The sequence below is a fragment of the Mycolicibacter senuensis genome (assembly GCF_002101885.1).
Taxonomy (GTDB): Bacteria; Actinomycetota; Actinomycetes; order Mycobacteriales; family Mycobacteriaceae; genus Mycobacterium; species Mycobacterium senuense.
In genome coordinates this window covers 64567-77480 of sequence record NZ_LQPS01000035.1, presented here as the reverse complement: position 1 = coordinate 77480, position 12914 = coordinate 64567, and the positions used below count along the sequence as shown (strand labels likewise).

At 70.7% G+C, this 12914-nt stretch carries 15 protein-coding genes; 5 read left to right on the top strand and 10 right to left on the bottom strand.

Annotated features, from left to right (window positions below; genetic code table 11):
• Positions 1 to 25: 25 nt before the first annotated feature.
• Positions 26 to 1384 (bottom strand): histidinol dehydrogenase, encoded by a 1359-nt coding sequence (gene hisD / locus AWC24_RS10125; RefSeq protein ID WP_085084518.1) that lies wholly within the window; start codon positions 1382 to 1384, stop codon positions 26 to 28.
• 146 nt (positions 1385 to 1530) lie between these two features.
• On the opposite strand from hisD, the gene AWC24_RS10120 reads away from it, so the two are divergent.
• Positions 1531 to 1935 carry a nitroreductase family deazaflavin-dependent oxidoreductase gene (locus tag AWC24_RS10120; protein ID WP_085084516.1) on the top strand — a complete coding sequence of 135 codons (405 nt, stop codon included), beginning with the start codon at positions 1531 to 1533 and terminating at the stop codon, positions 1933 to 1935.
• 24 nt (positions 1936 to 1959) lie between these two features.
• Positions 1960 to 2370 (top strand): nitroreductase family deazaflavin-dependent oxidoreductase, encoded by a 411-nt coding sequence (locus tag AWC24_RS10115; RefSeq protein ID WP_085084514.1) that lies wholly within the window; start codon positions 1960 to 1962, stop codon positions 2368 to 2370.
• 6 nt (positions 2371 to 2376) lie between these two features.
• On the opposite strand, the gene nadC is transcribed toward AWC24_RS10115, so the two are convergent.
• From nadC to nadA, 3 genes are read right to left on the bottom strand one after another with little or no spacing between them, the layout of a single operon-like run.
• On the bottom strand, positions 2377 to 3246 hold the full coding sequence (gene nadC, locus AWC24_RS10110) for a carboxylating nicotinate-nucleotide diphosphorylase (RefSeq protein WP_085084512.1): 870 nt from the start codon (positions 3244 to 3246) through the stop codon (positions 2377 to 2379).
• Positions 3243 to 4817, bottom strand: a complete 1575-nt coding sequence (locus AWC24_RS10105) for an L-aspartate oxidase (protein WP_085084510.1) — start codon at positions 4815 to 4817, stop codon at positions 3243 to 3245. Before AWC24_RS10105 ends, nadC begins: the two co-directional genes overlap by 4 nt.
• Positions 4814 to 5866: a quinolinate synthase NadA gene (nadA, locus tag AWC24_RS10100; RefSeq protein WP_085084508.1), complete on the bottom strand. Its 1053-nt coding sequence runs from the start codon at positions 5864 to 5866 to the stop codon at positions 4814 to 4816. Before nadA ends, AWC24_RS10105 begins: the two co-directional genes overlap by 4 nt.
• 45 nt (positions 5867 to 5911) lie before the next feature.
• Between nadA and AWC24_RS10095 the strand changes: the two genes are divergently transcribed.
• Positions 5912 to 6622: an NUDIX hydrolase gene (locus tag AWC24_RS10095; RefSeq protein ID WP_085084506.1), complete on the top strand. Its 711-nt coding sequence runs from the start codon at positions 5912 to 5914 to the stop codon at positions 6620 to 6622.
• Between the two features lie 25 nt (positions 6623 to 6647).
• On the top strand, positions 6648 to 7985 hold the full coding sequence (locus tag AWC24_RS10090) for a lipase family protein (RefSeq protein ID WP_085084504.1): 1338 nt from the start codon (positions 6648 to 6650) through the stop codon (positions 7983 to 7985).
• Here AWC24_RS10090 and AWC24_RS10085 read toward each other — a convergent pair.
• The 3 genes from AWC24_RS10085 to bioB are packed head-to-tail and all read right to left on the bottom strand — an operon-like array spanning position 7951 to position 9841.
• A complete protein-coding gene (locus AWC24_RS10085; RefSeq protein WP_085084502.1) occupies positions 7951 to 8607 on the bottom strand; it encodes a DUF2567 domain-containing protein in 657 nt (218 codons plus the stop codon). The genes AWC24_RS10090 and AWC24_RS10085 overlap by 35 nt on opposite strands.
• The gene (gene bsaP / locus AWC24_RS10080) at positions 8604 to 8843 is read right to left on the bottom strand and encodes a biotin synthase auxiliary protein BsaP (RefSeq protein WP_085084500.1); all 240 of its coding nucleotides are present in this window, start codon (positions 8841 to 8843) and stop codon (positions 8604 to 8606) included. Before bsaP ends, AWC24_RS10085 begins: the two co-directional genes overlap by 4 nt.
• Complete coding sequence (gene bioB / locus AWC24_RS10075) at positions 8843 to 9841, bottom strand: biotin synthase BioB (protein WP_085084498.1); 999 nt, start codon at positions 9839 to 9841, stop codon at positions 8843 to 8845. Before bioB ends, bsaP begins: the two co-directional genes overlap by 1 nt.
• 116 nt (positions 9842 to 9957) lie before the next feature.
• Here bioB and AWC24_RS10070 point away from each other — a divergent pair, with 116 nt between their 5' ends.
• Entirely contained in the window at positions 9958 to 10545 is a 588-nt protein-coding gene (locus AWC24_RS10070; RefSeq protein ID WP_085084496.1) for a TetR family transcriptional regulator, read from the top strand.
• A gap of 12 nt (positions 10546 to 10557) precedes the next feature.
• On the opposite strand, the gene AWC24_RS10065 is transcribed toward AWC24_RS10070, so the two are convergent.
• From AWC24_RS10065 to bioF, 3 genes are read right to left on the bottom strand one after another with little or no spacing between them, the layout of a single operon-like run.
• On the bottom strand, positions 10558 to 11061 hold the full coding sequence (locus AWC24_RS10065; RefSeq protein ID WP_085084494.1) for a 2'-5' RNA ligase family protein: 504 nt from the start codon (positions 11059 to 11061) through the stop codon (positions 10558 to 10560).
• Positions 11062 to 11064: 3 nt separating this feature from the next.
• Positions 11065 to 11745, bottom strand: a complete 681-nt coding sequence (bioD, locus tag AWC24_RS10060; protein ID WP_085084492.1) for a dethiobiotin synthase — start codon at positions 11743 to 11745, stop codon at positions 11065 to 11067.
• Positions 11742 to 12899 carry an 8-amino-7-oxononanoate synthase gene (gene bioF, locus AWC24_RS10055; protein ID WP_085084490.1) on the bottom strand — a complete coding sequence of 386 codons (1158 nt, stop codon included), beginning with the start codon at positions 12897 to 12899 and terminating at the stop codon, positions 11742 to 11744. Before bioF ends, bioD begins: the two co-directional genes overlap by 4 nt.
• Between the last annotated feature and the right edge of the window lie 15 nt (positions 12900 to 12914).

The following is a 12914-nucleotide window of genomic DNA, read 5'->3' as shown; positions in this document are numbered from 1 at the left end:
GAACCCGGCCGCCGGTCACCGCCGGTCACCGCTCGAACCTCCGCCGGACCGCTTCGCCGTGCGACGGCAGATCCTCGGCGTTCGCCAGCGCGATCACGTGTCCGCTGACGTCCTTGAGCGCGGCCTCGGTGTAGTCCACCACGTGGATACCGCGCAGGAAGGTCTGCACCGACAGCCCGCTGGAGTGCCGCGCGCTGCCGGCGGTCGGCAACACGTGATTGGAGCCCGCGCAGTAGTCGCCGAGGCTCACCGGTGTGTACGGGCCGACGAAAATCGCTCCCGCCGAACGGATTCGCGAGGCCACCGCGGCGGCATCGGCGGTCTGGATCTCCAGGTGCTCGGCGGCGTAGGCGTTGACGACGGCGACGCCGGCGTTCAGGTCGTCGACCAGAACGATCGCTGACTGCGGTCCGGACAGTGCCGTGGTCACCCGCTGGCGGTGCACGGTGGTCTCGAGTTGCGCGGCGACCTCGCGGTCGGTGGCATCGGCCACCTCGGGGTCGGTGGTGACCAGCACGCTGGCGGCCAGCTCGTCGTGCTCGGCCTGGCTGATCAGGTCGGCGGCCAGATGAGCCGGGTTGGCGGTGTGGTCGGCGAGGATCGCGATCTCGGTGGGTCCGGCTTCGGCGTCGATGCCGACCTGCGAACGGCACAGTCGTTTGGCGGCGGTCACGTAGATGTTGCCGGGCCCGGTGATCATGTCGACGGGGGCCAGTTCGGCCTGAGCCGCGTCCCCCAAGTCCACACCGCCATAAGCCAGCAGCGCCACCGCCTGCGCACCACCGACCGCCCAGACCTCGTCCACGCCGAGCAGGCGGGCCGCGGCCAGGATGGTCGGGTGCGGCAGGCCGTTGAACTGGCCCTGCAGGCCGCTCTGCGGCGGGCTGGCGATCACCAGCGAGTCCACCCCCGCGGTCTGGGCCGGGACGACGTTCATCACCACACTGGACGGGTAGACCGCGTTGCCGCCCGGCACGTACAACCCGACCCGCTCGACCGGAACCCAGCGTTCGGTGACGGTCGCCCCCGGCGCCAGCGTGGTGGTGGTGTCGGTGCGCCGCTGGTCGGCATGCACCGCACGGGCGCGGCTGATCGCCACCTCCAGGGCGGCCCGCACGGCGGGATCCAACCCGGTCAGTGCGTCCTGCAGCGCCGGAGCGGGCACCCGGACCGCGGTAGGGCGTACCCCGTCGAAGGACTCGCCGAACTCCAGTGCCGCAACGGCCCCCCGCTCGGCGACCGCCTCGACGATCGGGCGCACCTGCGGCAACACCGCCTCGATGTCGACACCGCCGCGTGGCAGGGCGGCCCGCAGCGACGCTGCCGACAGGTTCGCGCCACGCAAATCGATGCGCGACATCAGCGGTGTGGTCACGCCGACCATTGTCCCAGAACGGCTCAAGTGGATTTCGTCACGTCGGTCTGCGCCCTGGGAGTCGCCCTGAACGTCGGCGGTCCAAGCCGCTCCGGTGCGGTCGACAGCCCGACTAGGGTGGTCAGCAGATGTGAGCTCAAGAGCGGAGTTGCCGGTTGTCGACCAATGATCACCCCAAGAGCATTCCCGGGGTGCCGTATGTCTTCCCGGACTGGCTGGACTACCTGCAGCGCAAGATCCAAAGCCCCGTCGTCAAACGATTCCACCTCCCCACCTTCGCGGTCATCGCGCATCGGGGCCGCAAGTCCGGCAACCCCTACCGGACCGTGGTGCGCGCATTCTGCAAGGGCCCACGACTGGCGGTGATGCTCGGTCACGGCAAAGCCGACTGGGTCAAGAACGTGCTGGCCGCCGGCGAAGCCGACGTGCGCCTGTTCCGGCGCGAGGTCCATGTCACCAACCCGCGGATCGTGCCGGTCGGCGGCAACACCGATGGCCTGCCGTGGATCACCCGGGTGGGCGCCCGATGGGTCGGGATACTGGTCGCAGACATCACCTGATCACCCACGACGAACGGAGTCCGTATGGCTGCCGACAAGAGTGCCGATGGCACGTCCAAGCTGCCGGTGGTGTTCCCGCCGTGGCTGGACCGGCTACAGATCAAGTACATGAACCCGGTGGTCAAACCGCTGTCCAAGTTCCTGCCGGGCATGTCGGTGATCAAGCATCGGGGCCGCAGATCCGGTAAGCCCTACGAGACGGTGGTGACCACCTACCGCAAAGGCGGCGTGCTGGCGATCGCGTTGGGCCACGGCAAGGCCGACTGGGTCAAGAACGTGCTGGCCGCCGGGGAGGCCGACGTGCGCCTGTTCCGCCGGGAGTTGCACCTGACCAACCCGCGGATCCTGCCGGCGGGCTCGGCGGACAAGTCGTTGCCGTTCGCGGTGCGCCTGCAGAACAACAAGGTGGCGGTGCTCATCGCCGACGTCAGCTGACGCCGCCTACATGTCCAGGCCGATGTCGAGCACCTGGACCGAGTGGGTGAGCGCACCCACGGCCAGATAGTCGACGCCGGTGGCGGCGTAGGCGGCCGCACTGTCCAGGGTCAGCCCGCCGGACGATTCCAGGAGCACCCCGGGCGCCCGGGAGTCGCGGCGCTGCACCGCGGTCTGGGTCTGCCACACCGGGAAGTTGTCCAACAGCACCAGTTCGGGCCCCTCGGCGAGCACTTCGTCAAACTGTTCCAGTGAATCGACCTCGACCTCGCAGGCCACGTCGGGGGCGGCGGCGCGCACCGCGCGCAGCGCTTCGGCCACCGATCCCGCCGCGGCGACATGGTTGTCCTTGATCAGCGCCGCGTCTCCCAGCCCCATCCGATGATTCACGCCGCCACCGACGCGCACCGCGTACTTCTGCAGCACCCGCAGGCCAGGCAGCGTCTTGCGGGTGTCGCGGATCTGTGCCGACGTGCCGTCCACGGCATCCACCCAGGACGCGGTGGCCGTGGCGATCCCGGACAGGTGACAGATCAGGTTGAGCATGGTGCGTTCGGCGGTCAGCAGCCCGCGGGTGTCGGCCTGCAGACTCAGCACCGTCGCGCCGGGATCCAGCCGGGCGCCGTCGGCCACCCGGTCGCGCACCCGGTAGGCCTCGCGCCCGAGCACTTCGTCCAGCACCAGCAGGGCGACGTCGACCCCGGCGATCACACCGGCCGCCCGGGTCACCAGCGCCGCCTCGGTCACCGCGTCGGCCGGCACCGTCGCGGTGGTGGTGACGTCGGATCCGTATCGCAGGTCCTCGTCCAGCGCCCGGGCGATGATGCGGCGAACTTCGTCGAGATCGTTCGGCGACAACGGCTGTGGCGGTGTCACAATGCCACCGCTGTCGGCGCCTCGAGCGTCACCGCGCCGTCGCGCAACCGGACCGTGGTGCTGCGGGCCTGCCCGCCGTCGGCGCCGGCGTATTCGGCCCGGTGGTGGCAGCCGCGACTCTCGGTGCGCGCCAACGCGGCTTCGGCGACCACCCGGGCCGCCAGCGTCAGCGCGGCGTCCTCGCAACCCTTGCGGTCCGCGACCGTCCGCTCCTCGGCAACTGACAACAGCTCGTCGAGACGCCGCAGTCCCTCGGCGTCGCGGACCACCGACGCATCACGCGACATCGCCTGCTGCACGGTTTGTCGCTCGACTACGGCCTGCCGGCCCGGTTCGGCCGCGACGGCCCGCACGTGTCCGGCCGCCACCGCGTGCGCCGCCGCCGCCGACCCGGCGCGCTCTCCCACCACCAAGCCTTCCAGCAGGCTGTTGGAGGCCAAGCGATTCGCGCCGTGCATACCGGTGCGGGCCACCTCGCCGGCGGCGAACAGCCCGGCCAGCTCGGTGCGGCCGGCGACGTCGGTGACGACGCCGCCGCAGCTGTAGTGGGCGCCGGGCACCACCGGGATCGGTTGGCTGACCGGGTCGACACCGGCGTCGCGGCAGGCCGCGGTGACGGTCGGAAACCGGTTCTCGAAGCCGGAGATCCCGCGGGCATCCAGGTAGACGCAGGCGTCACCGGTCTCCCGCAGCCGGGTGTCGATGGCACCCGCCACCACGTCGCGCGGCGCCAGATCGCCCATCGGGTGCACCCCGGCGGTGACCGAGTCACCCCGGGAGTCGATCAGCTTCGCGCCCTCCCCGCGCACCGCCTCGGTGACCAGCGGTCGCCTGTCGCCGGCGGCGTTGCTGTAGAGCATGGTCGGGTGAAACTGGATGAATTCCAGATCGCTCACCGTGGCCCCGGCCCGCAACGCCAGGGCCACGCCGTCCCCGGTGGCGCCGCCGGGATTGGTGGTCGCCCGGTACAGCTGGCCCAGACCACCGGTGGCCAGCACCACCGACGGGGCCTGGATCACCCCGATGCCGTCGGCGTTGGCCACCAGCACGCCGGTGACGGTGTCGGCGTCACGCAGGATCTGCAGCACCAGCTGGCCGTGCCGGATGTCCAGACCGGCCGCGGCGTGATCCAGTGCCCGCTGCACCTCGGCTCCGGTGGCGTCGCCGCCGGCATGGATGATGCGCCGCCGTGAGTGCCCGCCCTCGCGGGTGAGCGCCCAGTTGCCATCGCCTACCCGGTCGAATTGCGCACCGGCACCGGCCAATTCGGAGACCGCACGATAGCCGTCGGCGACGATCGAGGTCACCGCGTCGCGGTCGCACAGTCCGGCCCCGGCGGCCAGCGTGTCGGCGACGTGGGCCTGCACCGAGTCGTCGGTACCCGGCAGCACCACCGCGATCCCGCCCTGGGCGTAGTGCGTCGCGGTCACCGCGTATCCGGTGTCTGCCTTACTGAGCACCACCACGTCCCGGCCGGCCCGGCGTGCCGCGCGGGCGGCGGCCAGCCCGCCGACCCCGGTGCCGATGACGACGACGTCGGCGCGCTGCTGCCAGCTGGGGCCACCGGTCACTTGCTGACCGGGGCGGAGTGCCCGATCGAGACCATGCGCTGCACGCTGCGTGCCGCCAGCCGCGCCGTCTCGGGGTCGACGTGGACCTCGTCGGCGCCTTCGGTCAAGCTGCGCAGTAGGGCCGCCGGGGTGATCATCTTCATGTACTTGCAGGCCGCCTTGGAGTTGACCGCCTCGAAGTCGACCTGCGGCGCCGCCTTCTGCAGCTGGTAGATCATGCCGACCTCGGTGGCCACCAGCACCTTTTCGGCCTGGGTGCGCCGGGCCTCCTCGAGCATCCCGCCGGTGGACAGGATCTTGACCCGCTCTTCGGGGAAGTGGCCCTCGCCGACCAGGTATAGCGCCGACGTCGCGCACCCGCATTCGGGGTGCACGAACAATTCGGCATTCGGGTTGGCCCGGGCCTTCTCCTCGAGATCGTCGCCGTTGATCGCCGCGTGCACGTGGCATTCGCCCGCCCAGATGTGCATGTTCTTGCGCCCGGTGACCCGCGCTACGTGTTGGCCCAGGAACTGATCGGGCAGGAACAGCACGTCACGGTCCGGGTCGATGGCATTGACCACGTCGACGGCGTTCGACGACGTGCAGCAGTAGTCGGTGAGCGCCTTGACCGCCGCGGTGGTGTTCACATATGACACCACCACCGCGCCGGGGTGGTCGTCCCGCCAGGCCTGCAGGTCCTCGGCGGTGATCGAGTCGGCCAGCGAGCAGCCCGCCCGGGCGTCGGGGATCAGCACCGTCTTGTCCGGAGACAGGATCTTGGCGGTCTCGGCCATGAAGTGCACGCCGCAGAACACGATGGTGTCGGCGTCGGTCTCGGCAGCGATGCGGGCCAGCCCCAGCGAATCCCCGACGTGGTCGGCGATGTCCTGGATCGGCGGCAGCTGGTAGTTGTGCGCCAGGATCGTGGCGTTGCGCTGTTTCTTGAGCCGGAGGATCTCGGCCACCCACTCTTGGTCGGGCTCGATACCGCTGTAGCCGGCCGGCGAGTTGATGATGCGGTCGGCCAGGCGGCCCGCCTGCACACCGCTGTCGGTGAGGGTGGTCATGGTGACTCCTCTCGCGAATTAGGTTTTCGACTTACAATCGAAAACATGGTTCATACTAGCACCGCGCATGAAGTCCTCACCGCGGTCTTCCAGGTTGGCGACGTCGACAGCCGCCACCCCCGGCTCAACGTTCTGCTGTGGCAACGGGCGCGAGAACCCCAGCTCGGACGGTGGTCGCTGCCGGGTGGACTGTTGCGCGACGACGAGGACGTGACCACGTCGGCGCGCCGTCAGCTGGCCGAGAAGGTGGACCTACGTGAGATCGCCCACCTTGAGCAGCTGGCTGTGTTCTCCGACCCGGGCCGGGTGCCGGGCGCCCGCACCATCGCTTCGACGTTTCTGGGCCTGGTGCCCTCCCCCGCCGACCCCGAGCTGCCCGGCGACACCCACTGGCATCCGGTCGACGACCTCCCGCCGATGGCGTTCGACCACGCCCCGATGGTGGCGCACGCCCACAGCCGGCTGGTGGCCAAGATGTCCTACACGAATATCGGATTCGGCTTGGCGCCAACCGAATTCATCATCTCAACGCTGCGCGACATCTACAGCGTCGTGCTCGGATACCAGGTGGACGCCACCAATCTTCAGCGGGTGCTGGTCCGCCGGGGGGTGATTACGCGCACCGGCACCACCGCCCGCTCCGGCCGCAGCGGGGGCCGGCCGGCCGCGCGCTACCGATTCACCGACTCCGAGCTGCGCGTCACCGACGAATTCGCGGCATTGCGGCCGCCAGGGTATGTCGGACTGGATTCTTAATACCTTCTTAAGCGACAATGGCGGGATGGACTTGGACAACCTGGCCCGCGAAACATCTGTCGAGTGGATCGGGCAGGCCCCCCACCAGCCACTGTCGGCCGGCGACCGCCCGCTGCGGCCGGCCGAGGACCCGTTCTACGAACCGCCGGCCGGCTTCCAGCACGCGGTGGCCGGCACCGTGCTGCGCTCCCGCGAGGTCGACCTGGCATTTCTCGGTCTGATCCCGCAGCAACTGGTGGCCACCCAGCTGCTCTACCGCACCGTCGATCGCAACAACGTGCCGCAGGCGGCGGTGACGACGGTGCTGGTCCCCGCGGACCGCGATCGCAACCGCCCCTGTCCGATCGTGTCGTACCAGTGCGCGATCGACGCGGTGGACAGCCGCTGCTTTCCCTCCTATGCGCTGCGCCGGCGGGCCAGGGGTTACGGCTCGTTCACCCAGCTCGAGTTCGTGCTCATCGTCGCGGCCCTCGAGCAAGGCTGGGCGGTGTCGATCCCCGACCACGAGGGCCGCGACGGGCACTGGGGAGCACCGTACGAACCGGGCTACTGCGTGCTCGACGGGGTGCGTGCCGCCCTGGGCGCCGAGCAACTGGGGCTGTCCCGCGACGCCCCGGTGGGGTTGTGGGGCTATTCCGGCGGCGGTTTGGCCACCGGCTGGGCGGCGGAAGTCGGCGGCGATTACGCCCCCGAACTCAACATCGTCGGTGCGGTGCTCGGGTCGCCGGTGGGTGATCTCGGGCACACCTTCCTCGGGTTGGACGGGACGTTCTTCTCCGGATTGCCCGCGGTGATGATCGCCACCTTGGCGAAGGTCTACCCCGACTTGCAGAAGGTGATCGACGACCACGCCACCGCCGAGGGCAAGGCATTGATGCGTTCGCTGGAGTCCATGACCACGGTCGGCGCCATCATGCGGATGCACCACAAGTCACTCGGGGAGTTCATCGATCAGCCGCTCCAGGACCTGGTGGAACTCCCCGCGGTACAACACGTCTTCGAGGACACCAAGCTCGGTAACCATGCTCCGAAACCACCGGTGTTGATGCTGCAGGCAGTTCACGACCAGGTGATTTCCGTCGTGCACATCGACCACTTGGCGGAGGCCTATATCGCCGCCGGCGCCCGGCTGACCTACCACCGCGACCCGTTCAGTGAGCACATCTCGCTGCACCCGCTGTCGGCGCCGATGGTGCTGGACTGGTTGCGGGACCGGTTCGCGGGCCGGCCGCTGCCCGCAGGCGCGGTGCAGAGCCAATGGCCCACGTTGCTGAACCCCAAGACCTACCTCGGCCTGGCGCGGCTGGGCCTGGTGGCGGCGCGGGTGGTCACCGGTGGGGCGCTGCGCCGCCTTCCGCTGTGACGGCCGGCAACGGCGGCAGGCGCTGCTCCGGCTCGGGCGGATAACCGCCCAGGTCATCGTAGGTGCTCCAGGTGGCGCAGAGGCCGTAGACCAGCGCCGCCGTCGCCGCCGGCAACAGCAGCGTGGCCGCGATCTGCAACGGCGTGTGTCCGAAGAACACCGGCGGGGCTTCCACGACGTAGTGCACCCGATTCTCCGGTGACACCGGCGCACCGTCCACGTCGATCACGCCGTAACGGTGACGCACCACCGCGCCGCCGACCAGCATCGCCAGCGCCGCGCCCGCGGTCAGGCCCACCGACAGCCCGGCCACCATGCCGGGTCCCCGATGGGCTCGCCACTGCCAGGCGAGCGTGGCCGCCACCACCGCCAGCACGCCCAACATGCCCAGTAGCAGAAACGGGGCGACGAAGAAGTGATCGGCTTCGTTGCCCAGGTAGGCCTGCACCCGCTCACCACCGCGGGTGAGTGCCACCACGCCGTGCACCGGTGGGGCGATCCACCCCCACAGCGCCCCGACCGGGAGCCCGGCGATGCCCAGCCCGCCGGCGAGGATCAGGCACGCCCGCCGGCGGCTCAGCCGCGGCGCGGCGCGGTCCGACGGTGCGCCGGGGGCCCTCATCGCCGAGTGTCCAGGTCGGCAGAATCCACCAGCCCGTGCCGCGAACACTTGGCCCACCAGCCATCCGGCCGAACCTGCACCATCATCCGGCGTCCGCAGGCGCCACAGAACCGCGGCGGCTCCAGGCCCAATTGGGCGGCCGTGGGCAGCGATCCACCGGCGGGGTCGTCGCGCTGCACGCCCGTGTAGACGTTGTAGTCGCCGGCTCCCACCGGAGCGGGCAGGTCGCGAACCATCAGAGGGTGGCGTTGAGCGCCTTGATCGGCATCTGGAGATCGTCGAGCAACTCCAAGTCCGTCTCGGCCGGACGGCCCAGCGTGGTCAGATAGTTGCCGACGATGATGGCGTTGATCCCGCCCAGGATGCCCTGCTTGGCGCCCAGGTCGCCCAGGGTGATCTCGCGGCCGCCGGCGAACCGCAGCATGGTGCGCGGCAACGCCAGCCGGAAGGCGGCCACGGCGCGCAGCGCGTCGGCCGCCGGCAGCACCTCCAGGTCGCCGAACGGAGTGCCCGGGCGCGGGTTGAGGAAGTTCAGCGGCACCTCGTCGGGGTCCAGCTCGGCCAGTTCGGCGGCGAACTCCGCGCGCTGCTCCAGGGTCTCCCCCATACCCAGGATGCCGCCGCAGCAGACCTCCATGCCGGCCTTACCGATCATCCGCAGGGTCTCCCACCGCTCCTCCCAGGTGTGGGTGGTGACCACGTTGGGGAAGTGCGAGCGGGCGGTCTCCAGGTTGTGGTTGTAGCGGTGCACGCCCATCGCGGCGAGCTGGTCCACCTGCTCCTGGGTCAGCATGCCCAGCGAGCACGCGATCTGGATGTCGACCTCGTTGCGGATCGCCTCGATACCCGCCGAGACCTGGGCCAGCAGCCGCTCGTCGGGCCCGCGCACCGCGGCCACGATGCAGAATTCGGTGGCGCCGGTCTTGGCGGTCTGCTTGGCCGCCTCGACCAGGCTGGGGATGTCCAGCCACGCGCTACGCACCGGCGAGGAGAACAGCCCCGACTGCGAGCAGAAGTGGCAATCCTCCGGGCAGCCACCGGTTTTCAGGCTGATGATGCCCTCGACCTCGATCTCGGGGCCGCACCAGCGCATCCGCACATCGTGGGCCAGCGCCAGCAACTCCTCGAGCCGATCGTCGGGCAGCCGCAGCACCTCGAGAACCTGATCGGCCCCCAACGCCTCGCCGCGCTCCAGTACCTGTTCACGCGCCAGCGCCAGGATGTCGTCTGTCATGCCCGGTAGCTCCTTCTCATCGCTTCGGCCCCCTCGCCGGGCGCCCTGCATCGCCGTCGACGCGGGTCCCCGCTGATCCCTCAAGACTTGAACGGTGTTCAGGTTAAGGTAGCGGGGTGCAGCTGCACAAACCTGACTCCAAAGACCGGATAGTCGCCGCGGCGGCCACCCTCCTGGACGACTACGGCATCGCCGATCTGTCGATGCGCCGGTTGGCGCGCGAGCTCAATGTCAGCCCCGGCGCACTGTACTGGCATTTCGCCAACAAACAGCAATTGCTCGGGGCCGTTGCCGACCGGGTGCTGACCCCGGCGTGCGCGGACCCGGGGCCGGGCGCCTGGCAGTGGCGGATCCGGACGGTGTGCGAACGACTGCGCGACGCGCTGTTGTCGCACACCGACGGCGCCGAGCTGGTGTCGGCGAGCCTGGCCGCCGGCCAGTCGCGGGCCGCTACCGCCGTCATGGCACTGCTGGCCGAGGCGGCGACGGCGGCGGGTGTGCACCCCGAGCAAGCCGGGCAGGTGGCGCGCACCGTCGTCTACTACGTGCTCGGGTTCACCGCCGACGAGCAGTCCCGGATGCAGTGGGATGCCGCCGGAGCCGCCGACATCGAGCCAGACGCCGACCCGGGCAGCGCGTTCGAGTTCGGGCTCGGGTTGCTGATCGACGGTCTCGCGGTACGGGCCGGACTCGCGATCGGCTAGCCGACGCACCCCCTACAGGAGATATTCGGTGCGGGCGTTGCCGTCCCAGCGTCGCAGCCCGACGAATCGGCCGGTGATATCGGCGCCTCCGGCGATGCGCTGGGCGCGGCCCAACTGCGCCGGGCCGACCCGCCGTGCCAGCGTGGTGTGCGCCGTCCACTGGCCGGGCGCGACGTTGGGCATCGGCCCGGGTATCAGGTGGGGCACGCATAACCGGTACACCTGCTCGTGCAGCTCCAGCAGTGCCACCGTCGGCACCACCAGCCGGGCCAGCACACCGTGGGAGCGGCCGAAGATCAGCGTCGCGCCAAGCGTGCAGATCATCGGCAGTCGGTCGGCAACGGTGGCCAGCACGGCGTCGACCTGCGGATCGATGCGCTGGGTGACCGCCAGGGTGACGTGTGGGCGGGCGGCCGGCGCCTGGCTGGGCACTCCGGCAGCGGCCAGCTCCGCCCAGATCCGCCGAATGGCCGTCTCGGTGTCGGTGTCGAAGACCAACTCGATCGAGTGCACCATCGCTCAGCCCACCAAGGAGCGCACCCAGTCGGTGTCGAACGCGGCGCGGCTCAGGTCCGAGAACTGCGACGCGTCGAGCCGGCCCGAGCCCTCCGGCAGCACCGCGCGCACCGGCGCCAGCCGGCCCAGCGCGGTGCGGTTGCCGGCGGCGGCCGGCCCCGGCTGACCCGACCAGCTGCCGATGACCAGACCGGCGCACGACAACCCCTGTCCGGCAAGGGATTCCAAGGTAAGCGCGGTGTGGTTGAGGGTGCCCAGTTCGGCGTTCGCCACCACCAGTACGGCGGCGCCGAGATCGACCGCCAGATCGCGCAGCGTGACGCCGCCGGCGGCCAGTTCGACCAGTAGTCCCCCGGCGCCTTCGACCAGGGTCAACCGGCCGGGCCGGTCGGCGGCACGGATCAGTTCCAGCAGGTCGGCACGGGTCGGCAAGGCCCTCCCGGCGAGTTCGGCGGCTGCCAGCGGGGCCAGCGGGGCCGGGTACCGGGCGGTTCCGAACAGCTCGGTGACCCCTGACAGCCGGCCGACGTCGGCCAGGTCGTCGTCGCCGTCGGCGGTGCCGGTCTGTACCGGCTTGCCCACCGCCACGTCCAGGCCGGCCTGCCGTGCGCAACCGGCCAGCGCCGCGGTGGTGATCGTCTTGCCGACACCGGTGCCGGTGCCGGTGATCACCAGGATCGTCATCGGGTCACGGCGGGATGATCGCGCAACACCGTGGTCAGCACCCGGCCGGCCAGCTCGAGGTCCTCGTCGGACAGTGACGCCCGCGCGGTCAGCCGCAGCCGCGACGTTCCCGCCGGCACCGTCGGCGGCCGGAAGCAGCCCACCCGCACCCCGGCATCCAGGCAGGCGGTCGCGGCCGATACCGCGGTCTCGGCGTCGCCGAGGATCACCGAGACCACCGCGGACTCCGGCCGTTCGGACACCCCGCAGATCTCGGCCAGCGCACCGGCGTGGCGCAGTACGTCGGTGGCCCGCGACGGCTCCGCGGTCAGCACGCCCAGGGCGGCCGACGCGGCGCCGAGGGCTGCCGGGGCCAGGCCGGTGTCGAAGATGAAGGTCCGGGCGGCGTCGATGAGGTGGTCGCGCACCGCGACCGGCCCCAGCACCGCGCCGCCCTGGCTGCCCAGCGCCTTGGACAGCGTCGTCGTCATGACCACGTCGGGCGCTCCGGCCAGCCCGACCTCGTGCACCAGTCCGCGGCCGCCGTCGCCGCGCACCCCCACCGCGTGCGCCTCGTCGACGATCAACAGGGCGCCGTGCCGGCGGCACACCTCGTGCAACTCGCGCAGCGGGGCCAGCGCACCGTCGGCGCTGAACACCGACTCCGTGATGACCACGGCGCGCTCCTCGCTGCGCTCGGCCAAGGCTGCGGCCACCGCCTCGACGTCACGATGACCGGTGATGACCACCCGAGCTTTCGACAACCGGCAGGCGTCCACCAGCGACGCGTGGCAGTAGGTGTCGGAGACCAGCAGCGAACCCGGTCCCGACAGGCTCACCACGGCGCCGAGATTGGCGGTGTAGCCCGAGGAGAACACCAGGCCGGCCGGCGCGCCGACGAAGTCGGCCAAGTCCTGTTCGAACCGGGCGTGGAGTTCGGTGTTGCCGGTGACCAGCCGGGAGCCTCCGGCACCGGCACCCCAGGTGCGCAGCGCCTCGACGCCACCCGCGATGACATCAGGGTGCGTCGAGAGCCCGAGGTAGTCGTTGGACGCCAGGTCCAACTCGGTGGCGACCGCGGGCCGCACCCGCAGCGAGCGCCGCAGCCCGGCCTGCCGACGCCGCTGTTCCACCTCGGCCAGCCAGGCCAGTGGCGACAGATCCGTGCGGGTCACCGTGCGCTCCCTCGT